This is a genomic window from Piezobacter thermophilus (assembly GCF_055386745.1).
The window spans coordinates 104,919-130,452 of the sequence record NZ_AP042382.1; the positions used below are offsets into that span (position 1 = coordinate 104,919).

Below are 25,534 nucleotides of genomic sequence, written 5' to 3' on the forward strand. Positions count from 1 at the left end.
CGGTTCGACGGAAATCCTGCCACGAAACTGATTAACAAGTCAACTATTTTCATGCGCATATTTCCACCGTCCGCCGCGCCCGGGCGGATCACACCGGCATCGGCAGATCCAGCATCTCGCGCGCCGTGCGCCAGTCGGCGACGGGGCGGCCGTATCTTTCGCACAGATCCACCGCCCGCCGCACCAGCGCCGCATTGGATGGCGCCAGGGTTTCGCGGTCGAGGCGGATATTGTCCTCAAGCCCCGTCCGGCAATGGCCGCCCGCGCTGATGCTCCATTCGTTGAGTGCGATCTGGTGACGGCCAATGCCGGCGGCGCACCATTCGGCCTCGGGGGCAAGGCGCTCCATCGTGCGCACATAGAAATCGAACACCTCGCGATCCACCGGCATGGCGTTCTTCACCCCCATCACGAACTGGACATAGAGCCGCCCCTCAATCCGCCCGTCGCGGTTCATCGCCACCGCCTGATGGATATGAGAGAGGTCGAAGGCCTCGATCTCGGGCTTGACGTGGAATTTGCGCATCTCGCCGGCCAGCCAGTCGATCAGCTGGGGGCTGTTTTCATAGACCCGGGTGGGGAAGTTGTTGGAGCCCACCGCCAGCGAGGCCATGTCCGGCCGCAGCCCCAGCATGCCGCCGCGTTCTCGCCCCGAACCCGACCGCCCGCCGGTCGAGAACTGGACGATCATGCCGGGGCAGTGCTTGCGGATGCCCTCCAGCAGCCGGGCGAAACGCTCGGGGTCGCTGGTCGGCGTGCCGTCGTCGTTGCGCACATGGGCGTGGACGATGGCGGCGCCGGCCTCGAAGGCCTCATGGGTGCTTTCGATCTGCTCCTCGACGGTGATCGGGACGGCGGGGTTGTCCGCCTTCGTCGGGACCGATCCGGTGATCGCCACGCAGATGATGCAGGGCTTCATCGCGCGTCGCCATCCGCTTCGGCCCTGCCTCCGCCGCGCGGGAAGATGCCCTTGCTGAGAAACTCCATCACCACGGTTCCCTTCTGGTTGCGCACGCTGACATGGCTGAGCACGATACCGATTTCGGGGCGGCTTTTCGAGGGCTGAAGGCCGGTCACCTCCATCCGCACCGACAGCACGTCTCCGGGATAGACCGGATGGCGCCAGCGCAGGTTGTCAAGGCCGGGCGAGCCCAGCGAGCGGCCGTGGCGGTCCATGTGGTCCACCATCATGCGCATGGTCATGGCGCAGGTGTGCCAGCCGCTGGCGCAGAGCCCTCCGAACAGAGATTTCTTCGCCGCCTCGGGGTCGAGGTGGAAGAACTGCGGATCGTATTTGCGGGCGAATTCGACGATCTCCTCCTCGGTCACCTCATAGGCGCCGAATTCCTGCACCTGTCCCACCTCGAAGCTTTCGAAGGGGATGAAGTTCAGCTCGTCCTGCGGGGTCATTTCCGCTCCTTTCCTCAGGTATCGCATCGTGCCGGTATTGGTTGCAGGTCGCGCCCGGGGCCTCAACCGCGAAAAGCGCATCTTCCGCAGCGTTTCCGCCGGCCCTCTTGGCCGGGCTCGGGTCGCGCTTGCCCCGGCCCGGCGGCGGCGGCATAGTCGCCGCAGCCGAAAGACAGGACAGGACCGGGCAGCCCATGCAGGACGAACAGGACGAAAACGCGCGCCACCGCGCGAGGATGCGGAAGATCAAGGCCGCGCGCGACCGGATGATGGCGGAAAAGACCGGCGAGAAGGGGCTGATCATCGTGCTCACCGGCGCCGGCAAGGGCAAGTCGTCCTCGGGTTTCGGCATGGTGATGCGCTGCATCGCCCACAAGATGCCCTGCGCCGTGGTGCAGTTCATCAAGGGCAGCTGGAAGACCGGCGAGGCCACCTTCCTGCGCGAGCGCTTCGCCGAGGAATGCCGCTTCGTCATCTCGGGCGAGGGCTTCACCTGGGAAACCCAGGACCGCGAACGCGACATCGCCGCGGCAAGGCGCGGCTGGCAGGCGGCGCAGGAATTCATCCGCGACCCCCGGATCCGCTTCGTGCTGCTGGACGAGATCAATATCGCCCTGCGCTATGGCTATCTCGACCCGGGCGAGGTGGTGGCGTTTCTCGAAACCGAAAAGCCGCCCATGACCCATGTGGTGCTGACCGGCCGCAACGCGCCCGCGCCGCTGATCGAGGCGGCCGATCTGGTCACCGAGATGACCCTGGTCAAGCACCCCTTCCGCGACGGGATCAAGGCCCAGCCGGGCGTGGAGTTCTGAGCGCGATGCCCGCGCTGATGCTGCAGGGGACCGGCTCGAATGTCGGCAAGTCGCTGCTGGTGGCGGGGCTGGCGCGGGCGGCGCGGCGGCGGGGGATCTCGGTGGCGCCCTTCAAGCCGCAGAACATGTCGAACAACGCCGCCGTCACCGCCGACGGGGGCGAGATCGGCCGCGCCCAGGCCCTGCAGGCGCGGGCCTGCGGGCTGGAGCCCTCGGTGGACATGAATCCGGTGCTGCTCAAGCCCGAGACCGATCGCGGCGCCCATGTGGTGGTGCAGGGGCGGCGGCTGGCCACCGTGGCGGCCCGCGATTACGGGGCGTTGAAGGGGCGGCTGATGAAGGCGGTGCTGGACAGCTTCGCCCGCCTCTCGCGCGCCCATGAGCTGGTGATCGTCGAAGGCGCCGGCAGCCCGGCCGAGGTCAACCTGCGCCCCCGCGACATCGCCAACATGGGCTTTGCCCGCGCGGCGGATGTGCCGGTGGTGCTGGTGGGCGACATCGACCGGGGCGGGGTGATCGCCCAGATCGTCGGCACGCAGGCGGTTCTGGATGCGGCCGATGCGGCGATGATCGCGGGCTTTGTCATCAACCGCTTTCGCGGCGATGCGCGGCTGTTCGAGGACGGCTACCGCCTGATCGAAAGGCGCACCGGCTGGCGCGGCTTCGGCGTGCTGCCCTGGTTCGCCGATGCCTGGAAACTGCCGGCCGAGGATGCCCAGGACATCGCCCGGAGCGATCGGGGCGAGGGCGGTTTTCACGCGGTCTGCCTGCAGCTGTCGCGGATCGCCAATTTCGACGATCTCGACCCCCTGGCGCAGGAGCCGGGGCTGCGCCTGACCATGCTGGCGCCAGGCCGGCCGATCCCCGCCGATGCCGACCTGGTGATCCTGCCCGGCACGAAATCGACCCGCGGCGACCTGGCCTTCCTGCGGGCGCAGGGCTGGGACGTGGACCTGATCGCCCATCACCGGCGCGGCGGGCGGGTGCTGGGCATCTGCGGCGGCTACCAGATGCTGGGCCGGATCGTGGCCGATCCCGCCGGGGCCGAGGGCGAGCCGGGCGAAACCCGCGGGCTGGGCCTGCTGGACGTGACCACGGTGATGGCCGCCGACAAGCGGGTACGGCGGGTGCGGGCGGTTCATGCGGAATCGGGCCTGGGGCTTGACGGCTACGAAATCCATGTCGGGCGCACGCAGGGGGCCGATTGCGCCCGCCCCTTCGCCCATGTGGACGGCCGCCCCGATGGCGCGACCAGCCCCGACGGGCGGGTGATCGGCACCTATCTGCACGGGCTGTTCCGCGACGATGCCTTCCGCCGCCAAATGCTGATGCGGTGGGGGGCGGAAGGTTCCGACCTGTCCCACGCGGCCACGGTCGAGGCCACGCTGGAGGCTCTGGCCGATCACATGGAGATGCATCTCGATGTGGACGCCCTCCTGGCGGCGGCGCGATGAAACCGGCGATGCGGGGCTGTCGGTGGTCGCGAAACAGGCCGGGAACCGGGCAGGGGGGCCGTCAGACCGCCCCATCCCCGGGCTGCCGTCGTGCCTCGCGCTGCCACAGATGGCTGGCGACGATGCCCAGAACCGCCCAACCGGCCATCGCCACGCCAAAGGCGCGGGCGGTGAACAGGGCAGAGATTTCGGGCGGGACGGGGCCGGCAAAGCTGTCCGGTTCGGGGGCGCCGATCAGATGTGGGGCCAGCAGCAGCACAACGGCCACGCTCCAGGCGGTCCAGCCGCGCCCGAAGGCGATCAGCCACAGCGCCACGGCCGCCGCGATCACGGTGGAAACCCACCAGACCTGGCGCGGCAGCACATCAGCCGCGGCCACGCCCGGCACCTCGGGCGGCAGCGACAGGCCCGGCGCGAAGACCACCGCGATGAACCCGGCCAGCCCCCACAGGATGCCGGCGTGGCCGTTCACCGGCAGCCCCTGCGCATCTGCCAGCGACATTACCGCCACCATGACCAGCGCAAACCCGGTATAGGTGAACATGGTGAACAGGATGCTCAGCCCGTCGCGCAACGGCTGAAAGCCCGGCAGCGATTGCTGCGCACTGATCGGCGCGGCCCCGAAATGCACCAGCGCGCCCGATTCATAAAGTTCCGCATGCAGCAGCACCGGCTGCACGAACACCAGCTGCAACAGGGCCGCGACCAGTCCTGCCGCAGCCCCGGCCAACAGCGCGCTGGTGACGATGCGGAAAAACATGGGCCTAGTGACAGGGGAAGCCGGTGGCGTGGCGCACGTCATGGGCTGCGTCATGCAGGACGGTGGCCTGCGCGATCCCCGCCAGCACGATCAGAGCAACCCCGATGGCTCCGGCCAGCAGCGCCGGGGCGACCCGGGTTCCGGTGGCCGCAGCCCGGAATGTTTCAGTCGTCATCATGGATATCCTCCTTGCCACCTGCACAGCCGCCGAACCGAATGAACCGGCATCTTTCCTTGTCCCCGGCCTGCACCGGCCCGGTTGACCGTTTCAGATAATTGCCATGCCAGGCGCCTCGCAATGGAAAAATGCACACCACGAAATGGTTCCCCGGATGCCGCTCCGCCTCGGCCGATGCGACCGAACGCCGCCATTGACAGGGATGCATTTACCATAATCCTGCTTATAGGCTTGAGCCGCCTGCGGCCGTCAGGCGAAAACGACACCATCCATCAACTTGCGCGCCGTGCGCAGAATCGATGCCCGCCTCACCGCGCCGTCCTCGTCCAGCTCGACCACCACCGTCATTTCGCCGCTGGGATGTTCGATCGACAGGTTGCGCAGCGGCCCTTCTCCGACAGAGGCAACGCTGCGGGCGACGCTTCCCTCCAGCAGACAGGCGGTGGCGACACTGACCGCCCCCAGAACGCCGATGGCCCGGTGACAGTGATGCGGAATGAAAGTCCGGGTCGAAACCGCTCCCCCGGCCCCGGGCGGCGCCACCAGCACCATCTTGGGAACCGACTTTTCCGCCACATCCCCCAGGTTCATCAACGGCCCGCAGGCCAGGCGAATGGCCTCCAGCCGCGACCGCAGCCCGGCATTGCCCTCCAGAACCTCCGGCGCCTCGTCGCCCGAAACCCCCAGGTCGGAGGCCCGGATCAGCACGCAGGGCATCCCGTTGTCGATCATCGTCACCGCAATACCGTCAACAAGATCCACCACCTGGCCACTGGGCAGCAGCGCCCCGCAACTGGACCCGGCGGTATCCCGAAAGGCGATCGAGACCGGCGCGGCCGTGCCCGGCACACCGTCGATCCGGGCATCACCCTCGTAACGCACCCGCCCGCCCGGCGTGCAGACCCGCAACTCGGCCACCTGCCCGGTATTCTCCATCCAGACCACCACCGGCGTCTCGCCCTCGCGCGCCGCCACCAGCCCGCGTTCGATGGTGAACGGCCCGACCCCGGCCAGGATGTTCCCGCAATTCTGCGCGTCCGTCACCATTGGCCGATCCACGAAGACCTGAAGGAACAGGTAGTCCACATCCACCCCCGGCCGATCCGAGGGCCGCACCACCGCCACTTTCGAGCTCAGCGGATCGCCCCCGCCCATCCCGTCGATCTGCCGGGGATCGGGCGAGCCCATGATCCGCAGCAGCAGCCGGTCGCGCGCGGCCCCGTCCGAAGGCAGATCCGAAGCCAGGAAATACCCCCCCTTCGAGGTCCCCCCCCGCATCCACATGGCACGAATGCCGCCCCCCCCTTCGACCGGCCCTTTCATCTTGCCAGAAATACTCCGGGGGTCCGGGGGCTGGCCCCCGGCCGGCCGACCCGCCGGGCGCCACGCTCAGACATATTTCAATCCCTTCGCCGCCAGCTTCTCGCGCATCCCGTAGATGTCCAGCCCCAGCTCGCCCGCCGCCAGCCGCCGCCGCGTTTCCTCCTCCGCCGCCAGCCGCGCCTGCGCCTTTTCGGCCACTGCCTCGGCCTCGCTACGCGCCACCACGCAAACCCCGTCGTCATCGGCCACGATCACGTCGCCGGGATTGACCGGCGCCCCGGCACAGACCACCGGCACGTTCACCGCACCCAGCGTCTCCTTCACCGTGCCCTGCGCCGAAATGGCAGTGGACCACACGCCGAAGCCCATCGCGCGCAGCTCGCGGGTGTCTCGCACCCCGGCATCTATCACCAGCGCCCGGCAGCCATGCGCCATGGCGCTGGTGGCCAGCAGATCGCCGAAATAGCCCATGTCGCAGGGCGCGGTCGGCGCCAGAACCATGATGTCGCCCTCGCGCAGCTGCTCGATGGCCACATGCAGCATCCAGTTGTCTCCCGGAGGGGCGCTGATCGTCACCGCCGGTCCCGCGATACCCAGATCCTGCTGGATCGGCCGCATCCGCGACGACATCAGACCGCGCCGCCCCTGCGCCTCATGCACCGTCGCCACGCCCGCCGCTCCCAACCGGGCGACAACTTCGGGATCGGCGCGCTCGACATTCTGCCGGACAATGCCCATCGTGTTCACGCTCCCTTCACCGGCCAAGGGCTTTCAAAAGCCCTTGGACACGCCGCTTGCAAGCGGCGTCTGAACGCGGTTTGCAAACCGCGTGCGAAAGGCGCTTCGAAGCGCCTTTCCCCGCCTGCCGTCACAACTCATCCACCGTTCGCGGAAAGACCGACTGGAACCCTTCCGCATATTTCGCCTCGCGCCCGCCGGCCTGCCCGCCCGAATTGCGGCGGAAGTGATTGGCCCGGTTCTGCGCCACGTTGGTATAATACTCCCACAGGTGATGCTGGCCCTCCATGCACTCGATAGCGGCGCGCTTGCGCTCCCAGACCGGGGTGATGTCCAGGAACACGTCCGGCTTCCAGCCCATCTGCTCGGTCTGATGCGGCTCGAATAGGTAGAGCTGCGGCGCACCCAGCACCTTCTGCCCCGGCGCGTGCCCCCAGGCCTGGGCAATCATCCGGCATTCCAGCGCCACCTGCGTGGCATACATGTGGTCGGTATTGTAGGGATCCCATTTCGAATGGCTCATCATCCAGCGCGGTTGCACCTCGCGGATGATCTCCACCAGCCGGAATTTTGCCTCGCGGTCCATCTCCAGCGGGTAATCCCCGAGATCCAGGAACCGGATATCCGCCACCCCCAGCGCGGATGCCGCATTTTCGGCCTCCCGCCGGCGGGAGGCCTTGACCTTCTCCAGCGTCATCCCGCCCTGCTTCCACAGCCTCGCGCTTTCGCCGCGCTCGCCATAGGACAGGCAGACCACCGTCACTTCATAGCCAAGCTGCTGATGCAGGGCGATCGCGCCGCCACAGCGCCAGACGAAATCGGCCGCATGCGCCGATATGACCAATGCCGTCTTCCGGCCTGTTTCCGACATGGCACGCCCCGATTGATGCCCGGTTGATGATCGCCTGCCCCGACCATAAACGCAGGCACGACCGCGGCCATTTGAAAACCCGCACCGCGCGATTGAAACTGGTTATATCGGCGGGGATGCGCCTTTACCCGTCGTCGTCACCGGGCACGTGCCGCAGCCTTGCCAGCAGGCGCAGAGTCGACCCGTCCCGACCGGCGGCGGGTTCGTCACCCCGAACCGCCGGCAGCAGCGCGCCGGCCAGATCCTTGCCCAACTCGACCCCCCACTGATCGAACGGGTTGATCCCCCAGATCGTGGCTTCGGTAAAGACCCGGTGTTCGTAAAGCGCCACGATCTGACCCAGGACGAAGGGGGTCAGCCGCTCATAGGCGATGGTCACCGAGGGCCGGTTGCCGGAAAAGACCCGATGCGCGGCCTGGCGGCGGGCCTCTTCCCCGTCAAGGCCCGCGGCGCGGACGATCTCCAGCGCCTCGTCGAAGCTGCGCCCACGCATCAGCGCCTCGGACTGGGCAAGACAGGCGGCCTTGAGCAGATCGTGATGATGGGCCAGATCGGCCTCGTGCCCCCGCGCGGCGATCAGGAACTCCACCGGCACGACATCGGTGCCCTGGTGAAGAAGCTGGAAGAAGGCGTGCTGGCCGTCGGTGCCCGGAGCGCCCCAGACCACCGGTCCCGAATCTCGCGGCACCGGCGCACCGTCCAGCCGCACGCCCTTGCCGTTGCTTTCCATGTCCAGCTGCTGAAGATAGGCGGGCAGGCGGGCAAGACGCTGGTCATAGGGCACCACCGCCCGGCTGGCATGACCGCAGATGTTGCGGTGCCAGATGCCCACCAGCCCCAGCAGCACCGGCAGGTTCCGCCGCAGCGGCGCAGCGCGGAAATGGCGGTCCATGGCCGCGCCGCCTTCAAGGAAGCGGCGGAAATTCTCCGCCCCCACCGCCAGCATCACCGGCAGCCCCACCGGCCCCCAGACCGAATAGCGCCCGCCCACCCAGTCGGCATAACCGAAGACGCGATCGCCCGGCACGCCGAAGGCCGCCGTGCGCTCCGGCGCCGAGGACACCGCCGCCAGATGAAAACGCGCCGCTTCGCCCACTGCCGCACGCAGCCAGCGCAGGGCGGTTTCGGCATTGGTCATCGTCTCGACCGTGGTAAAGCTCTTCGACGAGATGATGACCAGCGTCCGCGCAGGATCCAGCCCGGCCAGGGTATCGGAAATCGCCGCCCCGTCCACATTCGACACGAAATGACAACGCGGCCCGTCATGCCAGGGCGCCAGGGCGCGGGTCGCCATTTCCGGGCCCAGATCGGATCCGCCGATGCCGATATTGACCACATCCGAGAACGGCGCCCCCCCGGCTGCCGCAATCCGGCCCGAACGCACGCCTTCGGCGAACCGTTCCATCCGCGCCAGCGTCTCGCGCACTCCGGAGCGGATGTCGGTGCCATCGACGATCAGCGGCCCGTCTCCGGGCGTGCGCAACGCCGTGTGCAACGCCGCCCGGCCTTCGGTGGCGTTGATCTTCTCGCCGCGGAACATGGCCTCGCGGCGGGCCTCGACCCCGGCGGCGCAGGCCAGATCGACCAGCAGATCCAGCGCCGCCCGGTCGATGTTGGTCTTGGAGAAATCCAGCAGCATCCCGTCGCTTTCGGCCGAGTAACCTTCGAACCGCGCGGGATCGTCGTCGAACAGCGAAAGGATGCGCCGGCTGGCGCTGCGCGCACGGTTTTCCTCCAGCGCCCGCCACAGCGGCGCCGTGGCACCCCCCTGATCCGTCCCCTGCCCCGTGCTCATACCGCCCCCTCCGCCTGCCGTCTCAACCCCGCCGCCTCGCGGGCGCGCATCTCGATCCCCCCCCAGTCCCCGGCCGCGATCAGATCGGGCGGCGCCACCCAGCTGCCGCCGACACAGGCCACATTGGGCAGCGCCAGATAGTCGCGGGCATTGCCCGGACCGATGCCGCCGGTGGGGCAGAACCGCGCCTGCGGCAGCGGCCCGGCCAGCGCCCGCAGCATGGCCAAACCGCCCGCCGCCTCGGCGGGAAAGAATTTCACCATGTCATGGCCGCGCTCCAGAAGCCCCATCACCTCGCCCGCCGTCGCCGCGCCGGGCAGAAGCGGCAGGGTTTCGTGCACACAGGTCTCAAGCAGCCGCTCCGTCGCCCCCGGAGAGACCCCGAACGCCGCCCCCGCCGCGCCGGCCGCGCGCACGTCCTCGGGGCTCAGCAGCGTGCCCGCCCCGACCACGGCGCCGGCCAGCCCCGCCATGGCCTCGATCGCCGCCAGCGCCGCGGGCGTGCGCAGCGTCACCTCGATCACCGGCAGCCCGCCGGCGATCAGCGCCTCGGCCAGCGGCCGGGCATGGGCGGCGTCATGGATCACCAGAACCGGGATCACCGGGGCAAGCGCGCAGATCGCGCGCATCCTTCCGCTGGCCGCCTGCGGCGTCAGGGTCATGGCGTCACTCCCCGAACAGGCTGGCGCCGGCCTCGGCCGACGAGACGTTGCGGCGGAAGACGGCGAACAGCTCGCGCCCCATGCCCGCCGCATGAGCCGAAAGGTCGGCCTCGGCCGGCGGACGCGCGGCGAAGCCCTCGGCCAGCACGTCGAGCCGCCCTGCTTCGGCATCCAGCCGCACCATGTCGCCGTCGCGCAGCTTTGCTATGGGCCCGCCGTCGAGCGCCTCGGGCGAGACATGGATGGCCGCCGGCACCTTGCCCGAGGCCCCCGACATCCGCCCGTCGGTCACCAGCGCCACCTTCAGCCCCCGCCCCTGCAGGATGGTCAGGATCGGGGTCAGGCTGTGCAGCTCGGGCATGCCGCAGGCCTTCGGTCCCTGAAAGCGCAGCACGATCACCACGTCCGAGGTGAATTCCCCCGCCCGGAAGGCGGCCTTGACCCCCTGAAGGTCGTGGAACACCCGCGCCGGGGCCTCGACGACACGGTGTTCGGGCGCCACCGCCGACACCTTGATGACCGCCGTGCCCAGCGAACCGGCAAGCCGCTTCAGCCCGCCGGTGGGCTGAAACGGATCGCCTGCCGGGCGCAGGATGCCGGGAGCAAGCGTATCCCGCGCGCCCTCTTCCCAGACCAGCGCGCCGTCCTTCAGCTTCGGCGCGCGCGTATAGGCGGCCAGGCCCGCCCCGGCCACGGTGCGGGTGTCGGGATGCAGCAGGCCGGCGTCCAGAAGCTCTGCGATCAGCCAGGCCATCCCGCCGGCGGCATGAAACTGGTTCACGTCGGCCAGCCCGTTGGGATAGACCCGCGCCAGCAGCGGGGTCACTTCGGACAGGTCGGAAAAATCCTGCAGGTCGAGCACGATCCCTCCCGCCCGAGCCATGGCGACAAGGTGGATCAGCAGGTTGGTCGAGCCCCCGGTGGCGTTCAGCCCGACGATGCCGTTGACGAAGGCGCGTTCGTCGAGGATCTCGCTGACCGGCGTGTAGTCCTGCCCCAGCGCGGTCATCGCCAGCGCCCGCCGCGCGCCTTCGCGGGTCAGCGCCTCGCGCAGTTCGGTGCCGGGGTTGATGAAGCTGGCGCCGGGCAGGTGCAGGCCCATGATCTCCATCAGCATCTGGTTGGTGTTGGCGGTGCCGTAGAAGGTGCAGGTGCCGGGGCCGTGATAGGCCGCCATCTCGGCCTCCAGAAGCTCCTTGCGGCCGATCTCGCCGCGGGCGAACTGGCGGCGCAGGCGGGCCTTTTCATCGTTCGGCAGGCCGCTGGTCATGGGTCCGGCCGGCAGGAACACCGCTGGCAGGTGGCCGAAGGCCTGGGCGGCGATCACCAGCCCCGGCACGATCTTGTCGCACACGCCCAGGAAGACCGCCGCGTCGAAAACGTCATGGGACAGCGCCACCGCCGCCGCCATGGCGATCACGTCGCGCGAGAACAGGCTCAACTCCATCCCCGGCGCGCCCTGGGTGACGCCGTCGCACATGGCCGGCACGCCCCCCGCCACCTGAGCGGTGGCACCGGCGGCGCGGGCGACTTCGCGGATGATGCGGGGGTAGTCCTCGTAGGGCCGGTGCGCGGACAGCATGTCGTTATAGGCGGTGATGATGCCCAGATTGGGCGCCCGCCCTTCGGCCAGCGCCGCCTGATCCGGCCCCGCCCCCGCATAGGCGTGTGCCTGCCCCGAGCACGACAGATGCGCCCGCGCCGGCCCCTTTTCGCGCGCCGCCGCCATCCGGTCGAGATAGGCCCGCCGTAGCGGCGCGCTGCGTTCGACAATTCGTCTGGTTACGCGGCGGACGGTTTCATTCAATGCCATGTCCTCGAATCCCGCTTTCTGCCGACGCGGCGTGACTGGCAGGCCACCAGGGCACGCCGGCGAATTTCCCCCCGATGGCGGCCGCTGGCAAGGGTGCGAGGAAACGGACTCATCCGAAAATTCCGTGTCCCGGTACCTTTCCCCCGGCGCGCCTGTCGCTCTATCATCCCGAAACCCGAGAAGAAAGAACAGTCCCGGGGCAGATGAACATACAGGCCGCAAGCCCGCACCGGGCACGGCGGACGGACATGCTGATGCAGCTGCCGCCTGAGCCTTCGGCCGTGACCGGCCGGCTGCGACCGTCAGGCCGAAAATCCGGCCCGGCGGTCACTTGATGATTCTGATCGCCGCCTGCATCTGGGAAAAGGCGATGAATTCGTAGCGGTCGCGCTCCAGCTCTTCGGTCAGGGCGCGGTATTCGCCCATCTCCCAGAAGGGATAGCCGATCAGCTCGTCAAACAGTACGATCGTGCCCTTCTGGAAACGCGACTTGGCCAGGGACAGGATCGTCTTCGCCGGCGAATAGGTGTCGGTGTCCACATGCAGCCAGGCAATCTTGCCCTTCTCCTTCTTGAAGAAGGCGGGCAGCGTGTCCTCGACCCAGCCCTTGGTCAGCACCACGTTCTTCTCCACCTCGGGCATGGCGCCCTTCAGGTCGAAGGCGCCCTCGCCCAGATCGACCCCGGCCCAGTCCTCGGAGAGGCCCTCGAAGCTGTCGAAGCCGAACAGGGTGCGGTCGGGGAAATGCCGCGCCATGGCGTTGATCGAGCGCCCCTTCCACACCCCGCATTCCATCAGGATGCCCTTGGCCGGGATCTGCGTGGCCAGCCACGGCCACAGGCGCTGCTTTCTGGGAAAGATCAGCGCGCCGGGGCCTTCGCGCTCGATGAACTCGGCCGAGCGCGCCGCCGCGCGGTGATGCAGGTGATCTATGGGGTTCTTCGACAATCCCGCTTCCATGTTCTTCTCCGTCAGTCCATCCGGGCGCGCGGCCCGCTGCGTTTCGTCAGGCGGTTTTCCTTGCCGCCTCGGGCGAGAGGCCCAGAATCTCTTTGCGCAGGGCCTCGTATTCGGGCTGCGCGCGCAGCTCGTCGATCCGCCGGCGGTGCCAGGCGACCGAGTCCGCCAGCAGACCGGCCAGCACCGGGTCACGGGCAATGCCGGCCATCTCGTCGCGCAGCGGCGCAAGCCAGCGGGTGATGGAGGTGTCCCTCTCGCCGCCCAGATTCATCCTGTTCCAGTAGTCCAACCCCATGATCTGGCGGTGGTGGTTGACCCGGCCCCGGTCCTTCTTGACCAGGTAACTGTCCACCGAGCGGGTTGCGTAATGGTTGATCTGCGCCACCTCGTAGGCGAAATGCCGCCGCGGCCGGGTGCGGGTGGCCGGATCGACCGGGCGGCCGTCGGGCATTCGCCAGCATATGCGGGCCAGAGCCTCGTCCGGGTGCACGGGACCATGGGTGCCGAAGCGCTCGATCTCGGGATGGGGACGGAACAGGGACTTGACGAAGCGCCGCTCCTGCCCGCCCTTTTCCACCGGCAGTTCGGCATCGGTATAATCCGCGATCACCGGGTTTTCGGAAAATTCCACCCGGCCGTCATTGGAAAACAGCCGCCAGGTCACCGGGATCACATCCGCCTCGGGCACCGCCGCCAGAAGATCGTCAAGCCGCCCCTCGCCGATCTTGATGTTGAGGAACTCGTCCACGTCCGACACCAGGATCCAGTCGGCCCGCGCCGTGGCCGGGTGGGTGAAGGCGTATTTCAGCGCGCTTTTCTGCGGCCCGCGGCGCAGCACCCTGTTGCGCTCGTGCGTGAGGATGCCCAGCTCGGACATCCGGTCGAGGATGGCGTCGGTGCCGTCGCTGCAATCATTGGTATAGACGAGGAAATGGTCGAAGCCGAGCAGCCGGTGATAGGCGACCCATTCGAGGATATAGGGCCCCTCGTTCTTCATCGCGGTGATGATCAGCGCGTGCTCATGGCCCGCCCGGCGCCGCTCAGCCCCCGCGCGCGGCGTTTTTTTTTCCGCCGCCGCGGATTTTGCCCCCCCGGCCTTCGTCCCTTCGCCCTGCGCCGCTGCCGCCCGGGCCTTGCCCGCGCCCTCGGGCAGGGGCGCGGCGGCATCGCCGAAGACGCGGTTCATGGTCTCGATCAGCCGCGGATCCTCCTCCAGCAGGGCGGGGTCGAAATCCTCGCGGTCATAGTCCCAGTTGCTGGTGATGCGCCGGAAATGCCAGAAGCCGAAATCCGGGTCGGTCGGGTCGCGGCGCGAGATGATCCGGTGGGTCAGCCAGGGCTTGCCGGCCAGCGGCCCGGTGGGGGCGACGCAGTATTTGCGGTTGACCTTGGGCCGCCCGTCGCGGCGGATGAAGCGGTGATCGGCGTGGCGCACCAGCCGCCCGCCCGCGGGCGCCTCGGCAAAGGCCCAGCGGCCGTCGATGCGCACATAGCCCTGTTCGGACTCCACCGTCGCATCGAAGATCGACCGCCCCGAGCGCGAATGCACCAGCTCGTCGATATCCACGTTCAGCACCGCCCGCGCCCGGCCCAGAAGACGCCTGCGGCCCAGCTCGACCATGGTCATGTGCAGGAATTTCGAGTTGAAATTGGTATTGCCCGCCCCCCCCGGCCCGAAGGGGAACCATGCCCGCACCAGCGCCACCTTCTCGATCCCCTCGACCGAGGCCATGGCCTGTTTGAGCTCGTCCATCGAATAGGCGGTGGAATGGTTGTCATAGAGCACCACTGCGTTGGCGCCGTGCTCGCGCACATAATAGCTCAGCCAGTCGCGGATCCACTCCAGCCGGTTGTCCTTGGAGATGGCATAGATGGTGTTGGTGCCCGCGAACACGTCGTGATGCACCGGGTTGATCTTCAGCGACCCCTCGAACAGCGGGTGCGAGAAGGCGATTTCCCGCGGCGTTTCCACCGGGTTGCGAAAGGTGACGGCATTGCCGCGCGAAAGCGCGTCGATGGAGCGGATCGGCACCGTCATGCCGTCGATGCGGAAGGTGGCCTGCTCGACCAGCGGCCGGAAGTTCAGAAGCGACGGGCAGGTCAGTACCACCTCGTCCCGTTCGGGGTCGAAATGGCAGTCATAGATCAGCGTGCGGAAATCATAGCGATTGTCGTAATTGGGATCGCGCTCTTCCCACGGGCCGATGCGGTCGCGCATCAACGACGGGTGATCCCCCTCGAACGCATATGAGGAAAGGGTGAGGTCGAGTATCTGCGAAGCCATCTGCCCAAATGCCTGTTGCCGCCCCGATTGTCCCCTTCTTGCCGGGGATTGCGGCGAGAATATGCCCATTGCGTGTATTTTGTAAACGATCCTGCGCCGGGGCGGGGCTGCTTGCGCCGCTCGGGCGGGTTTGGCACAGTGCCGGCATGAGCCCTTCCCCCCCAGCCCGCAACATCGTCGGCGTCACCTGCATCCGCGATGACGGGTCCTATCTGCTTGAATGGGTGGCCCACCACCTGCCGCTGGGGATAGACCATTTCCTGATCTTTTCGCATGACTGCACGGACGCCACGCCGGCGCTGCTGGATGCGCTTGAGGGGACAGGCGTGCTCACCCATGTGCCCTTTCGCCACGACGGCAAGGCCTCGGCCCAGTGGCAGGCGCTGAAGCTTGCCGGCGGCCATGAACGGCTGCGCGACGCCGATCGGGTGCTGGTCTTCGACTGCGACGAATTCCTGTGGCTGGCGCCCGGTGCCGGAACCCTGCCGGATCTGGTCGCCGGGATGGAGGAGGAATCCGGCCCCTGCGACGCGCTGGCCCTGCCCTGGCGGCTGTTCGGCTCGGGCGGAGCGCGGCGCCGGGCCGAGGGGATCACGCCGGAACGCTTCCTGCATGCGGCCCCGCCGGATCTGCATTTTCCCATCGCCCATCTGTTCAAGACGCTGGCCCGACCCGACCGCTTTGCCCGGCTCGGCGTGCACCGCCCGCGCGCCCGCCGCTCCGACCCGCCGCCGCGCTGGCTGGGGCCGGACGGGCAGGCGCTGGACGACCGCTTCGCCCGGCAGGATTCGCGCCTGACCCTCTACGGCACGCCGCGCGGGACCGAGAGGGTCGGGCTGAACCACTACTGCCTGCGCTCGGTCGAGGAGTTTCTGGTCAAGGCCATGCGCGGCCTGCCCAATCACATGGACCGGCCCGTGGGCCTCGACTACTGGGTCGAGCGCAACTGGAACACCCTGCGCGAGGAACGCATCCTGCCGATGCTGGAGGCCACGCGGGCGGCCATGGACGATCTGCTGGCCGATCCGGCGGTGCGGGCTGCCCATGAACGCTGCATGATGGACTGGCGCGCCCGCGCCAAGGCCGCGGCCTGGGACATGGAGAAGCTGCGCCTGGCGTGGAAGATCTCGCTTCTGGGCGAGAACCGCCCCCCCGAGCCGGCCCAGGCGATGGCCTATGTGATGCGCCAGAACGAGATCAGGAAGATGCAGGCATGACCGGGCCGGTGCTGACATTCCGGCGGCTGACCGGAGGCGGCCGCGAAGGGCTGGCGGTTCTCGATATCGTTTCCGGCCCGGGTGACGCCTGCGCGACCTGCTTCTTCACCCGCGCCACGGCGCCCGAGGCCGCCCGCGCCGCCCTCGGCGAAGTCCTCGCCGAAACTTCGGTCAACGGCGCCCCGATCCTGACCGTGCCGCGCCAGCAGGCCGCGCGGCTGGGCCCGGTGGCCGAGGCCGAACCGGCGCTCATGGCCGGGCGCAACGTGGCCATCGCCACCCGCAATGGCGAACCCGCCGGAACGGTCCTCGACTGGCTGCGCTGGCACCACGACCGTTTCGGCATGACCGGGGCGGTGATCTTCGAGCGCGCCCCTCCCGACGCCGAGCGGGCGGAATGGCAGGCGCTGGCCCGCGCCCTGGCGCAGGAGGAAATGGACATGCGGGTGGTGGTGGTGCACGCGCCGCTGCCACTGGGCGATCCGGCCCTGCCGGCCGAATCCCACCCCTTCTGCGTGCCCGAGGCGCCGGGCAAGGACCGGATGGGGCGCCCCGCCCCCGACCCCTGGCGCGCGCCGCTTTACGAGATGTCGATCTTCGACATCGCCCGCCGGCGCTTTCTGACCGAAGCGCGGGCGATTGCCAGCCTCGACCTGCACGACCTGCTGCGCCCGGTGCCGCGCCTGCCCTCGCCCTTCGAGCTGGCCGCCCGCGCCCCGGGCCATGTGATCGAGCTGGTGGGCCAACACGCCTATCCCTGGCGGGTGCGCAAGGGGCGTCCGCCCGGTTTCGGCGATCATGTCTGCGTGCAGTTCGACCGCCCCCAGTTCCGCCGGCGCTGGTGCGTGGCACCCGGCGGAATGCCCGAGGGCGCGGTGCTGAAATGCCTGCGCGTGGGGGGGATGCGCGCGGTGCAGCAATACCCCTTCTACCGCTGCATGGCGGTGCGCCACCCGGTGGAGAGCGTGGGCCGCATCGTGCCCAAATCGTCGCTGATCGAAAGCCCCGATCTGGTGGCGCTGGCCGAAGGCCCCCTGTCAGCCAGACCCGTCCGCGCGCCGCAGGTCGCGCTGGCCTCTCACGACCCTTCGGGCAACCGCACCGCCATCGTCACCACCATGAAGAACGAAGGCCCCTTCATCCTCGAATGGCTGGCCTATCACCGGGCCATCGGGGTGCGCGATTTCCTCGTCTATACGAACGACTGCACCGACGGCACCGATGCCTTCTTCGACCTGCTGCAGGAAAAGGGCATCGTCCGGCACCGCGACAACCCGTTCCGCGAGATGGGCCTGAAACCCCAGCACGCCGCCCTCCAGGCCGCCGAGAACGAAGAGGTGATCCGCGCCGCCGACTGGATCATCTGCATGGATGTGGACGAATACATCAACATCAAGGCGGGCGCGGGGCGGCTGGAGAACCTCTATGCCGCGGTGGGGGACGCCAACATGATCTCGTGCACCTGGCGGCTGTTCGGAAATGCCGATATCGACGAGTTCCGCGAGGACTTCACCATCGCCCAGTTCGATCGCTGCGCGCCGGAATTCGCCCCCAAGCCGCACCAGGCCTGGGGGTTCAAGACCCTGTTCCGCAATATCGGCATATTCAAGAAGCTGGGCGTGCACCGGCCCAAGGGATTGCAGCCGCAGCTCTGGGACAGGATCCGCTGGGTCAACGGGTCGGGCAGGCCTATGCCGCAGCACGAATACCGCAACGCCTGGCGCTCGACCACGCAGACCTGGGGCTATGACCTGGTGGCGCTGAACCATTACGCCGTGCGCAATGCCGAAAGCTTCCTGGTCAAGCGCGACCGCGGCCGGGTCAACCATGTGGACCGCGACCAGGGGCTGGCCTACTGGTTCCGCATGAACAACAATGCCGAGCGCGACACCTCGATCCAGCGGATGATCCCGGCCATGAAGGCCGAGTTCGACCGCCTCATGGCCGATTCCGACATCGCCGCGCAGCACCGGGCCTGCATCGCCGCCCACCGCGCCCGCATCGCCCAGCTCAAGGCCGATCCCGCGCAGCTGAAATTCTACCGCGAACTCTCCGGCGAACGGATGAAACGGCTGTCGCGGATGCACCGGCATTTCGGGGCCAACGTGTTCCTGCGCGGCCCCGAGGCCATCCCCGACGAGGTGGTCTGGGGCGATCACGACGACGACTATTTTTTCACCGTCGAACGCGGCGAAACCCGGCACTGAGTCCCTGCGGCGCGATTTGCGGTTGACGCGCAGGGAGCCGCCCACAATCATGCCTTCCGTATCTCAGGGAGGAGAAACGATGAAAATAACGAATGCTCTGGCGGGCCTTGCGCTTGCGCTCGGCTCGGCGATGCCGGCTTTTGCCGACCAGGTCACGGCGCGGATTTCGCTTCAGCTGCCGCTGAAAAGCCACCTTGGCCAGAACCTGCTGCTGTTCAAGGAAGAGGTCGAGAAGAACTCGAACGGCGACATCAAGGTCGAGATCTACGACAGCGCCCAGCTCTACAAGGACAAGGAGGTGCCGGCGGCCGTCGGTTCGGGCTCGATCGAAATGGGCGTGGCATCCCTGACCCGCTATGTGGGCGACATCCCGGCGGTGGACGTGTTCTACATGCCGTTCCTGTTCAACTCGGAAGAAAAGGTCCGCAAGGCGGTGGCGCCGGGCAGCGAAGTACGCGGGCCCATCGACGAGGCGATCAAGGGCACCGGCTCGACGGTGCTGTGGTGGCAGGCCTATGGCGGGGCGATCCTGCTGTCCAAGGGCGGCCCGATCAGGACGCCGGACGACATGAAGGGGAAAAAGGTGCGCGTCTTCGGCAAGACGCTGGGCGATTTCGTCACCGCCGTGGGCGGCGCACCGACGCTGATTTCGGGGTCCGAGCAGTATCTGGCCTATCAGCGCGGCACCGTTGACATCGGCATGACCGGCGTCTCGGGCGTCAAGTCGCGCAAGCTGTGGGAGGTCATGGACACGATCACCGTCACCAACCACGCCGACATCGAGTTCATCGTGGTCGCCAACAGCGAGTGGTGGAACGGGCTGTCCGAGGCCCACCGCAAGGTGATGATGGACGCCGCCCGCAAGGCCGAACTCGACGTGCGCGACCGGGTGGCCCAGATCGAGGCCGACGCCTATGCCGCCGCCAAGGAAAACGGCATGACCGTCTATTACCCGACGGCCGAGGAAATCGAGCTGTGGAAGAAGGCCTCGGCTTCGGTCTATGACAGCTACCGCCAGAAGGCGGGCGAGCTGGGCGCGAAGATCCTTTCCGCCGCCGAGAACTACTGAACCGCTCCCCGGGCCCGCCGCAACGACCGGGGCGGGCCTGGCCATCTCCTGCAAACCGAGAATGCAATGCAGCTTTTCGCCCGGTTCGTGACCGCACTGGCCTGGATTGCGGCGGTCCTCTTCGTGGTCGCAGGCTTCATGCTGACCTGGGAGGTCATGGCGCGCTACTTCTTCATCCGCCCGACCATCTGGGCGGCCGAGTTGAGCCAGATCTGCCTGATCTGGGGCTCGCTCATCGCCTCGCCCTGGGCGCTGCGCGAACGCCGGCACATCCGCATCACCGCCATCATCGCGCTGCTGCCGCGCCCGGCACGGCTGGCCGCCGATCTGGTTGCGATGCTGGCGGTGGCGGTCTTTTCCGCCGTGGTGCTGGTCTATGGCTGGGACATATTCCTCGACAGTTTCGAGCGCGGGCGCACGACGGGCTCGATGCTGGACCTGCCGGTGTGGATCGTCGAACTGGCAGTGCCTTTCGGCATGGCGGTGCTGCTGGCACAGGCGCTGATCGAGGCCGCCCGCGCGGCCCGCGGCGAAGTCGTCGCCGAAGGAGAGCACGACTGATGACGGTTCTGGTCATCCTCGCCGCATTGTTCGCGCTGCTTCTGTTCGGCGTGCCGGTGGCCTTTTCGCTGGGCCTGCTGGGGCTTTCGATGCTGGTGCTGGGCGGGTTCTCGCCGCTGATGGCGCCGCAGGCGGTGCTGTCCACGCTGGACGGGTTCATCCTGCTGTCGGTGCCGCTGTTCCTGTTGATGTCCAACGTGTTGCTGCGTGGCGGCGTGGGGCGCGACCTTTACGCCGCGGTGCAGGCCTGGGTCGGGCACTGGCCCGGAGGGCTGGCGGTGGCGACGGTCATCTCCTGCGGGCTGTTCGCGGCGATTTCGGGGTCTTCGGTGGCCACCGCCGCCACCATCGGCACCGTGGCCATCCCCGAGATGATCTCGCGCGGCTACGAGCGGCGCTTCGTCTATGGCCTGCTGGCGGCAGGGGGGACGCTGGGCATCCTGATCCCGCCCTCGATCCCGATGATCGTTTACGGCTTCGTCACCGAGGAATCGGTGATTGCGCTGTTCCTCGCCGGTATCGGCCCGGGCCTTGCGCTGCTGGTGATGTTTTCCGCCTATGCCATGTTTCACGCCGCCCGCAGCGGCATGGGCCGGGCCCCGCGCGCCAGCTGGCCCGAACGCTGGCGCGCCACCGCCCGCGCCCTGCCGTCCATGGCCCTGGCGGCGCTGGTGGTGGCCGGCATCTACACCGGAGCCTTCACCCCGACCGAGGCCGCCGCCATCGGCTTTGCCGCCGCACTGTTCATCACCGCCGTCGTGCTGCGCACGCTGAGCTGGGCCGCGTTTCGCGACGCGGCCCGCGATTCGATGTCCACCACGGTGGCGATCCTGCTGATCATCGCCGGTGCCAAGATTTTCGGCAAGGCGATCACGCTCTACCGCATTCCGCAGGACATCAGCGTCTTTCTCTCCGACAACGTGACCACCCCGGCGATCTTCGTGCTGCTGGTGGCGGGGATTCTTCTGGTGATGGGGCTGGTGCTGGAGGCGCTTTCGATGGTCCTCATCATGACCCCCGTCCTGCTGCCGGCGGCCATGGCCATGGGGTTCGACCCGATCTGGTTCGGGGTGTTCATGGTCATCATGGTCGAGGCCGCCCTGATCACCCCGCCGGTGGGGCTGAACCTGTATGTCATCCAGTCGGTGGCGCGCTCGACGCTGGGCGAGGTGGCACGGGGGGCGATTCCCTTCCTGCTGCTGATGTTCGTCTGCGTGCTGGTGCTGTATCTCTTCCCCGATCTGGCCCTTTACATCCCCTTCAAGCTGTGAGGCCCGGCCATGCCCGACACCCCCTCGCCCGCCGCCCGCCTGCGCGCGCTGCTCGACCAGCCGAAGCTGCACCTCATGCCCTGCGCCTATGACGCGCTGTCGGGAAAGCTGATCGAGCAGGCCGGCTTCGAGCTGACCTTCATGACGGGCTTCGGCGCCTCGGCCAGCCGCATCGGCGCCCCCGATCTGGGGCTGATGAGCTATGCGGAGGTTCTGGACCAGGCCCGCAACATCGCCGCCGCGCTGCACATACCGCTGCTGGCCGATGGCGACACCGGCTATGGCAACGCGATGAATGTGCGCCGCACGGTCGAGGGCTTCGCCCGCGCCGGCTGCGCGGCGGTGATGATCGAGGACCAGCTGGCCCCGAAACGCTGCGGCCACACGCCGGGCAAGGCGGTCGTGACCCGCGAGGAGGCCTTCGACCGCATCCGCGCGGCGGTTGACGCCCGCGACGAGGGCGCCGATATCCTGATCCTCGCCCGCACCGATGCCCGCCACGAACACGGGCTGGCCGAGGCGCTGGAGCGGGCGCGGATGTTTGAGCGCCTCGGCGCCGACATCATCTTCGTCGAGGCCCCCCGTTCCGAGGCCGAGATGCGCGAGATCTGCGCCGCCACCGAAGCCCCCAACATGGCCAATATCGTCGAGGGCGGCGAAACCCCCGACCTGCCGCCCGAGGCGCTGGAAGAAATCGGCTACCGCATCGCCGCATATCCGCTGACGCTGATGGCGGCGGCGATGCAGGCGATGGTCGAGGTGCTTGAGGCGATGAAGGCGGGGCGCCCACGCGACAACCTGATGGGTTTCGCCGAACTGCGCCGCCGCATCGGGTTCGAGGACTATTACGAGACCTCCCAACGCTATGCCAGCGCCGCCCGACCGATGGGCGAAGGCGGGCAGCGCCGCAACTGATCCCGGTCAGCCCCGCCCTGCGTCCCCGTCCGGCCCCTCCGGCCCGGCCAGAACGGCGCTCAGCGCATCGGCGCATTCATGCACCGCGGGCAGGGCGGCCTCGACATCGAGATCCTCCATCGCCACCACGCCGACGCAGGCCTCGAAGGCGCCGGCCCCGCCGCGCCGGATGCGGCGCAGGGGGCTGGCCACCCCCACCGCGCCGGCCTGCAGCTCGCCCCGGGTCACCGCATGACCCCGGCGGCGGGCCATGCGCACCGCTTCGCTGTCGCCGGGGGCTTCGGGGCGGCCGGCCAGAATGGCAATCCCCGCCGCCCCCAGGTGCAGCGGGTGGCGGCTGCCGACCCGATAGCCCACCCGCAGCAGCCGCGCGCCCGGCTCGGCCACCTCGACCGCCACGCTTTCATCGCCCTCGGCCACCGACAGGAAGGCGGTGGCGCCGGCATCCCGCGCAAGGCGCTCAAGATGCGGGCGCGCCAGCTGCCGCAGATGCGGCGCGAACCGCCCCTCCAGCGCCAGCACCCCGGCCCCCAGATGTAGCCTGCCCCCGGGGCGGCGCACCACCAGCCCATGCAATTCCAGCGTCGCCACGATGCGATAGGCAATCGCCCGATCAACGGAAAGATGCGCCGCGATATCGGCCACGCTCAGCCCGGCCGGGGCATCGGCCACCGCCTTCAGCGCCCGCAGGCCGCGGTCGAGTGTCTGCAGAACGGTCATGGCGGCAACCTGCGCTCGGGTCCCGGAAACTTGACAGCCTGGGACGGGGTGGCGATAAATTTACCGATAAACGTAAATCCTAGTGCGATAATCGTCAATATCCGAACAGGAGCCGCCCCATGGCCCAAGATATCTGCCCTGCCGCCCCGCACGGCCTGTCCCCCACCGGCTGCCCGGTCTCGGCGCGGGCGGCGGCCTTCGACCCGTTCGAGGGGCCCTATCAGGCCGATCCGGGCGACGCGCTGAAATGGGCGCGCGAGGAAGAGCCGGTCTTCTACAGCCCCGAGCTCGGCTACTGGGTGGTGACGCGCTACGAGGACGTGAAGGCGGTGTTCCGCGACCCCGTCCTGTTCTCGGCCTCGATCGCTCTGGAAAAGATCACCCCCGCCCCGCCGCAGGCGCAGGAGATCCTGAAGAAATACGGCTATGCCATGGAACGGACCATGGTCAACGAGGACGAGCCCTGGCACATGGAGCGCCGCCGTCTTCTGATGGATGCCTTCCTGCCGGAAAACCTTGCCCGCCACGAACCCATGGTGCGCCGGCTGGCGCGGCAATACATGGACCGCTTCATCGACCGCGGGCGGGCGGATCTGGTGGCCGACATCTTCTACGAGATCCCGCTGACGGTGGCGCTGCATTTCCTTGGGGTGCCCGATGACGGCGCCGAAGAGCTGCGCCGCTTTGCGGTGGCGCACACGCTGAACACCTGGGGCCGGCCGACCCCCGAGGAGCAGCTGGAAATCGCCGAGAATGTGGGCCGCTTCTGGCAGAAGGCGAACGAAATCCTCGACCGCATGATCGCCGATCCCACGGGCGAGGGCTGGATGTATGACACCGTGCGGATGCACCGCGCGCACCCCGAGATCGTCACCGAAAGCTACATGCGCTCGATGATGATGGCGATTCTGGCTGCCGCGCACGAGACCACCTCGAACGCCACTGCCAATGCCTTCTGGACGCTGCTGTCCGACCGTCCCGCCTGGGAGGAGATCTGCGCCAACCCGCATCTCATCCCCTCGGCGGTCGAGGAATGCCTGCGCATGGCGGGCTCCATCGTCGCCTGGCGGCGCATCGCCACCGCCGAGACGCAGCTGGGCGGGGTGACGATCCCGAAGGGCGGCAGGCTGCTGCTGGTGCAGGCCAGCGCCAACCGCGACCGGCGGCACTGGGAAAATCCCGACGAGGTGGACATCTACCGCGACAATGCGGCCGAGCATCTGACCTTCGGCTATGGCGCCCATCAGTGCATGGGCAAGAATATTGGCCGGATGGAGATGCGCGTGTTCCTCGACGAATTCACCCGTCGCCTGCCTCATATGCGGCTGGTGCCGGGGCAGCGGTTCGAGAACCTGCCCAACGTCTCGTTCCGCGGCCCGGCGCGGCTGCTGGTGGAGTGGGATCCGGCGGAAAACCCCGAGCGGCACGACCCGTCGCTGCGCGAGCGTTTCAACTCTTTCCCGATCGGGGCGCCGGTGCGCGACGACATCCTGCGGCAGGTGGTGGTGCGCGAGGTGATCGACGAGGCCGAGGGGATCAGGCGGTTCGTCCTGGCCGACCCGCGTGGGCGGGCGCTGCCGAAATGGACCCCCGGAGCGCATGTGGATCTGGTTGCCGGGGGCTGGCGGCGCAAATATTCGCTGTGCGGCGAGGCGGCGGAGCGAGCCACGCTGAGCGTGACCATCCAGCGCGAAGAGCACGGAGAAGGTGGATCGAAGCATTTTCACGACTCAGTGCGGCCGGGCGACGTGATCCACATGGCCGGGCCGAAGAACCATTTTCCGCTGGACGAGACGGCGGATTCCTACGTTCTGGTCGCAGGCGGCATCGGCATCACGCCGATCCTGGCCATGGCCGACCGGCTGCGGGCGCTCGGGCGGCCCTATCGGTTGCACTATTGCGGCGCGTCGCGGCGGCGCATGGCTTTGCTGGATCGTGTCATCCGCGATCACGGCACGGCGGCCACACTGCATGTGAAGGACGAAGGCACGCGGCTGGACATGCGCAAGGCGCTGGTCGATGTCGGGCCGGGCCGGCAGGTTTATGCCTGCGGTCCCGACAGGATGCTGGAGGAATTGCAGGACCTGGCCCGGAACTGGCCCGAAGGCACCCTGCATTTCGAATATTTCTCGCCCGCAGGGGCCGGGCTGGACCCGGAGCGGGAACATGCCTTCGAGGTGGTCCTGGCGGATTCCGAACTGACCGTGACCGTGCCGCCCGACCGGACCGTGCATGAGGTACTGACCGCTGCCGGCATCGACGTTTCGAAGGATTGCGGCGAAGGCCTTTGCGGAACCTGCGAGGCACGGGTGATCGAGGGCGAGGTGGACCATCGCGACCGGGTTCTGTCGCGCGCCGAACGGGCGGCAGGGGAGCGGATGATGACCTGCTGTTCGCGCGCGAAGGGCGAACGTCTGGTGCTGGCGCTCTGAGTCCCGCCCCGGCGGCAACGCCAATCAGGGGGCTCTGCCCCCTCGGCCCTGCGGGCCTCACCCCCAGAGTATTTTTCGGCAA

The 25,534-nt window shown here is 68.2% G+C and carries 22 protein-coding genes; 9 read left to right on the forward strand and 13 right to left on the reverse strand.

Annotation, left to right across the window (positions count from 1 at the left end; genetic code table 11):
* Positions 1 to 88 precede the first annotated feature (88 nt).
* Together ACZ5CM_RS16590 and ACZ5CM_RS16595 are read right to left on the reverse strand one after the other, a co-directional pair.
* On the reverse strand, positions 89 to 919 hold the full coding sequence (locus ACZ5CM_RS16590) for a 3-oxoadipate:acetyl-CoA acetyltransferase (protein WP_464642774.1): 831 nt from the start codon (positions 917 to 919) through the stop codon (positions 89 to 91).
* Positions 916 to 1,410, reverse strand: coding sequence for a MaoC family dehydratase (locus ACZ5CM_RS16595; RefSeq protein WP_464642775.1), 495 nt, complete (start codon positions 1,408 to 1,410; stop codon positions 916 to 918). The genes ACZ5CM_RS16590 and ACZ5CM_RS16595 overlap by 4 nt, the downstream gene beginning before the upstream one ends.
* Before the next feature lie 194 nt (positions 1,411 to 1,604).
* Between ACZ5CM_RS16595 and cobO the strand changes: the two genes are divergently transcribed.
* Entirely contained in the window at positions 1,605 to 2,222 is a 618-nt protein-coding gene (gene cobO, locus ACZ5CM_RS16600) for a cob(I)yrinic acid a,c-diamide adenosyltransferase (RefSeq protein WP_464642777.1), read from the forward strand.
* A gap of 5 nt (positions 2,223 to 2,227) precedes the next feature.
* On the forward strand, positions 2,228 to 3,676 hold the full coding sequence (locus ACZ5CM_RS16605) for a cobyric acid synthase (protein WP_464642778.1): 1,449 nt from the start codon (positions 2,228 to 2,230) through the stop codon (positions 3,674 to 3,676).
* Between the two features lie 61 nt (positions 3,677 to 3,737).
* Here ACZ5CM_RS16605 and ACZ5CM_RS16610 read toward each other — a convergent pair whose 3' ends face one another.
* The 10 genes from ACZ5CM_RS16610 to ACZ5CM_RS16655 form a co-directional block, all read right to left on the reverse strand.
* Positions 3,738 to 4,436 carry a CbtA family protein gene (locus tag ACZ5CM_RS16610; RefSeq protein WP_464642780.1) on the reverse strand — a complete coding sequence of 233 codons (699 nt, stop codon included), beginning with the start codon at positions 4,434 to 4,436 and terminating at the stop codon, positions 3,738 to 3,740.
* 4 nt (positions 4,437 to 4,440) lie between these two features.
* Entirely contained in the window at positions 4,441 to 4,614 is a 174-nt protein-coding gene (locus ACZ5CM_RS16615; protein ID WP_464642782.1) for a CbtB domain-containing protein, read from the reverse strand.
* Positions 4,615 to 4,863: 249 nt separating this feature from the next.
* Positions 4,864 to 5,937, reverse strand: coding sequence for a 4-oxalomesaconate tautomerase (locus ACZ5CM_RS16620; protein ID WP_464642783.1), 1,074 nt, complete (start codon positions 5,935 to 5,937; stop codon positions 4,864 to 4,866).
* A 66-nt stretch (positions 5,938 to 6,003) separates the two neighbouring features.
* On the reverse strand, positions 6,004 to 6,675 hold the full coding sequence (locus ACZ5CM_RS16625; protein ID WP_464643018.1) for a 4-carboxy-4-hydroxy-2-oxoadipate aldolase/oxaloacetate decarboxylase: 672 nt from the start codon (positions 6,673 to 6,675) through the stop codon (positions 6,004 to 6,006).
* 130 nt (positions 6,676 to 6,805) lie between these two features.
* The gene (locus ACZ5CM_RS16630; protein ID WP_464642785.1) at positions 6,806 to 7,546 is read right to left on the reverse strand and encodes a PIG-L deacetylase family protein; all 741 of its coding nucleotides are present in this window, start codon (positions 7,544 to 7,546) and stop codon (positions 6,806 to 6,808) included.
* 124 nt (positions 7,547 to 7,670) lie between these two features.
* On the reverse strand, positions 7,671 to 9,341 hold the full coding sequence (gene pgi, locus ACZ5CM_RS16635) for a glucose-6-phosphate isomerase (RefSeq protein ID WP_464642787.1): 1,671 nt from the start codon (positions 9,339 to 9,341) through the stop codon (positions 7,671 to 7,673).
* On the reverse strand, positions 9,338 to 10,003 hold the full coding sequence (gene eda / locus ACZ5CM_RS16640; protein WP_464642789.1) for a bifunctional 4-hydroxy-2-oxoglutarate aldolase/2-dehydro-3-deoxy-phosphogluconate aldolase: 666 nt from the start codon (positions 10,001 to 10,003) through the stop codon (positions 9,338 to 9,340). Before eda ends, pgi begins: the two co-directional genes overlap by 4 nt.
* Before the next feature lie 4 nt (positions 10,004 to 10,007).
* Positions 10,008 to 11,816, reverse strand: coding sequence for a phosphogluconate dehydratase (gene edd, locus ACZ5CM_RS16645; RefSeq protein ID WP_464642791.1), 1,809 nt, complete (start codon positions 11,814 to 11,816; stop codon positions 10,008 to 10,010).
* Between the two features lie 327 nt (positions 11,817 to 12,143).
* Positions 12,144 to 12,776 carry a class I SAM-dependent methyltransferase gene (locus ACZ5CM_RS16650; protein WP_464642793.1) on the reverse strand — a complete coding sequence of 211 codons (633 nt, stop codon included), beginning with the start codon at positions 12,774 to 12,776 and terminating at the stop codon, positions 12,144 to 12,146.
* 46 nt (positions 12,777 to 12,822) lie between these two features.
* Positions 12,823 to 15,060 carry a glycosyltransferase family 2 protein gene (locus ACZ5CM_RS16655; protein WP_464642795.1) on the reverse strand — a complete coding sequence of 746 codons (2,238 nt, stop codon included), beginning with the start codon at positions 15,058 to 15,060 and terminating at the stop codon, positions 12,823 to 12,825.
* 146 nt (positions 15,061 to 15,206) lie between these two features.
* Between ACZ5CM_RS16655 and ACZ5CM_RS16660 the strand changes: the two genes are divergently transcribed.
* The 6 genes from ACZ5CM_RS16660 to ACZ5CM_RS16685 all read left to right on the forward strand — a co-directional run bounded on the left by ACZ5CM_RS16660 (position 15,207) and on the right by ACZ5CM_RS16685 (position 22,300).
* Entirely contained in the window at positions 15,207 to 16,277 is a 1,071-nt protein-coding gene (locus ACZ5CM_RS16660; RefSeq protein WP_464642796.1) for a glycosyltransferase family 2 protein, read from the forward strand.
* Entirely contained in the window at positions 16,274 to 18,484 is a 2,211-nt protein-coding gene (locus ACZ5CM_RS16665) for a glycosyltransferase family 2 protein (RefSeq protein ID WP_464642798.1), read from the forward strand. Before ACZ5CM_RS16660 ends, ACZ5CM_RS16665 begins: the two co-directional genes overlap by 4 nt.
* A gap of 79 nt (positions 18,485 to 18,563) precedes the next feature.
* Positions 18,564 to 19,553, forward strand: coding sequence for a TRAP transporter substrate-binding protein (locus tag ACZ5CM_RS16670; protein WP_464642799.1), 990 nt, complete (start codon positions 18,564 to 18,566; stop codon positions 19,551 to 19,553).
* A 66-nt stretch (positions 19,554 to 19,619) separates the two neighbouring features.
* Positions 19,620 to 20,114 carry a TRAP transporter small permease gene (locus ACZ5CM_RS16675; RefSeq protein WP_464642801.1) on the forward strand — a complete coding sequence of 165 codons (495 nt, stop codon included), beginning with the start codon at positions 19,620 to 19,622 and terminating at the stop codon, positions 20,112 to 20,114.
* Positions 20,114 to 21,385 carry a TRAP transporter large permease gene (locus ACZ5CM_RS16680; protein WP_464642803.1) on the forward strand — a complete coding sequence of 424 codons (1,272 nt, stop codon included), beginning with the start codon at positions 20,114 to 20,116 and terminating at the stop codon, positions 21,383 to 21,385. Before ACZ5CM_RS16675 ends, ACZ5CM_RS16680 begins: the two co-directional genes overlap by 1 nt.
* 9 nt (positions 21,386 to 21,394) lie before the next feature.
* Complete coding sequence (locus ACZ5CM_RS16685; RefSeq protein WP_464642804.1) at positions 21,395 to 22,300, forward strand: isocitrate lyase/PEP mutase family protein; 906 nt, start codon at positions 21,395 to 21,397, stop codon at positions 22,298 to 22,300.
* Between the two features lie 6 nt (positions 22,301 to 22,306).
* Here ACZ5CM_RS16685 and ACZ5CM_RS16690 read toward each other — a convergent pair whose 3' ends face one another.
* On the reverse strand, positions 22,307 to 23,020 hold the full coding sequence (locus ACZ5CM_RS16690; RefSeq protein ID WP_464642806.1) for an IclR family transcriptional regulator: 714 nt from the start codon (positions 23,018 to 23,020) through the stop codon (positions 22,307 to 22,309).
* A 119-nt stretch (positions 23,021 to 23,139) separates the two neighbouring features.
* Here ACZ5CM_RS16690 and ACZ5CM_RS16695 point away from each other — a divergent pair, with 119 nt between their 5' ends.
* Complete coding sequence (locus tag ACZ5CM_RS16695) at positions 23,140 to 25,452, forward strand: cytochrome P450 (RefSeq protein WP_464642808.1); 2,313 nt, start codon at positions 23,140 to 23,142, stop codon at positions 25,450 to 25,452.
* Positions 25,453 to 25,534: the final 82 nt, after the last annotated feature.

What these genes read in the sequence shown, in the direction of transcription:
- ACZ5CM_RS16590 (WP_464642774.1), bottom strand. Translation starts at nt 919, where the DNA reads ATGAAGCCCTGCATCATCTGCGTGGCGATCACCGGATCGGTCCCGACG.
- ACZ5CM_RS16595 (WP_464642775.1), bottom strand. Translation starts at nt 1,410, where the DNA reads ATGACCCCGCAGGACGAGCTGAACTTCATCCCCTTCGAAAGCTTCGAG.
- cobO (WP_464642777.1), top strand. Translation starts at nt 1,605, where the DNA reads ATGCAGGACGAACAGGACGAAAACGCGCGCCACCGCGCGAGGATGCGG.
- ACZ5CM_RS16605 (WP_464642778.1), top strand. Translation starts at nt 2,228, where the DNA reads ATGCCCGCGCTGATGCTGCAGGGGACCGGCTCGAATGTCGGCAAGTCG.
- ACZ5CM_RS16610 (WP_464642780.1), bottom strand. Translation starts at nt 4,436, where the DNA reads ATGTTTTTCCGCATCGTCACCAGCGCGCTGTTGGCCGGGGCTGCGGCA.
- ACZ5CM_RS16615 (WP_464642782.1), bottom strand. Translation starts at nt 4,614, where the DNA reads ATGATGACGACTGAAACATTCCGGGCTGCGGCCACCGGAACCCGGGTC.
- ACZ5CM_RS16620 (WP_464642783.1), bottom strand. Translation starts at nt 5,937, where the DNA reads ATGAAAGGGCCGGTCGAAGGGGGGGGCGGCATTCGTGCCATGTGGATG.
- ACZ5CM_RS16625 (WP_464643018.1), bottom strand. Translation starts at nt 6,675, where the DNA reads ATGGGCATTGTCCGGCAGAATGTCGAGCGCGCCGATCCCGAAGTTGTC.
- ACZ5CM_RS16630 (WP_464642785.1), bottom strand. Translation starts at nt 7,546, where the DNA reads ATGTCGGAAACAGGCCGGAAGACGGCATTGGTCATATCGGCGCATGCG.
- pgi (WP_464642787.1), bottom strand. Translation starts at nt 9,341, where the DNA reads ATGAGCACGGGGCAGGGGACGGATCAGGGGGGTGCCACGGCGCCGCTG.
- eda (WP_464642789.1), bottom strand. Translation starts at nt 10,003, where the DNA reads ATGACCCTGACGCCGCAGGCGGCCAGCGGAAGGATGCGCGCGATCTGC.
- edd (WP_464642791.1), bottom strand. Translation starts at nt 11,816, where the DNA reads ATGGCATTGAATGAAACCGTCCGCCGCGTAACCAGACGAATTGTCGAA.
- ACZ5CM_RS16650 (WP_464642793.1), bottom strand. Translation starts at nt 12,776, where the DNA reads ATGGAAGCGGGATTGTCGAAGAACCCCATAGATCACCTGCATCACCGC.
- ACZ5CM_RS16655 (WP_464642795.1), bottom strand. Translation starts at nt 15,060, where the DNA reads ATGGCTTCGCAGATACTCGACCTCACCCTTTCCTCATATGCGTTCGAG.
- ACZ5CM_RS16660 (WP_464642796.1), top strand. Translation starts at nt 15,207, where the DNA reads ATGAGCCCTTCCCCCCCAGCCCGCAACATCGTCGGCGTCACCTGCATC.
- ACZ5CM_RS16665 (WP_464642798.1), top strand. Translation starts at nt 16,274, where the DNA reads ATGACCGGGCCGGTGCTGACATTCCGGCGGCTGACCGGAGGCGGCCGC.
- ACZ5CM_RS16670 (WP_464642799.1), top strand. Translation starts at nt 18,564, where the DNA reads ATGAAAATAACGAATGCTCTGGCGGGCCTTGCGCTTGCGCTCGGCTCG.
- ACZ5CM_RS16675 (WP_464642801.1), top strand. Translation starts at nt 19,620, where the DNA reads ATGCAGCTTTTCGCCCGGTTCGTGACCGCACTGGCCTGGATTGCGGCG.
- ACZ5CM_RS16680 (WP_464642803.1), top strand. Translation starts at nt 20,114, where the DNA reads ATGACGGTTCTGGTCATCCTCGCCGCATTGTTCGCGCTGCTTCTGTTC.
- ACZ5CM_RS16685 (WP_464642804.1), top strand. Translation starts at nt 21,395, where the DNA reads ATGCCCGACACCCCCTCGCCCGCCGCCCGCCTGCGCGCGCTGCTCGAC.
- ACZ5CM_RS16690 (WP_464642806.1), bottom strand. Translation starts at nt 23,020, where the DNA reads ATGACCGTTCTGCAGACACTCGACCGCGGCCTGCGGGCGCTGAAGGCG.
- ACZ5CM_RS16695 (WP_464642808.1), top strand. Translation starts at nt 23,140, where the DNA reads ATGGCCCAAGATATCTGCCCTGCCGCCCCGCACGGCCTGTCCCCCACC.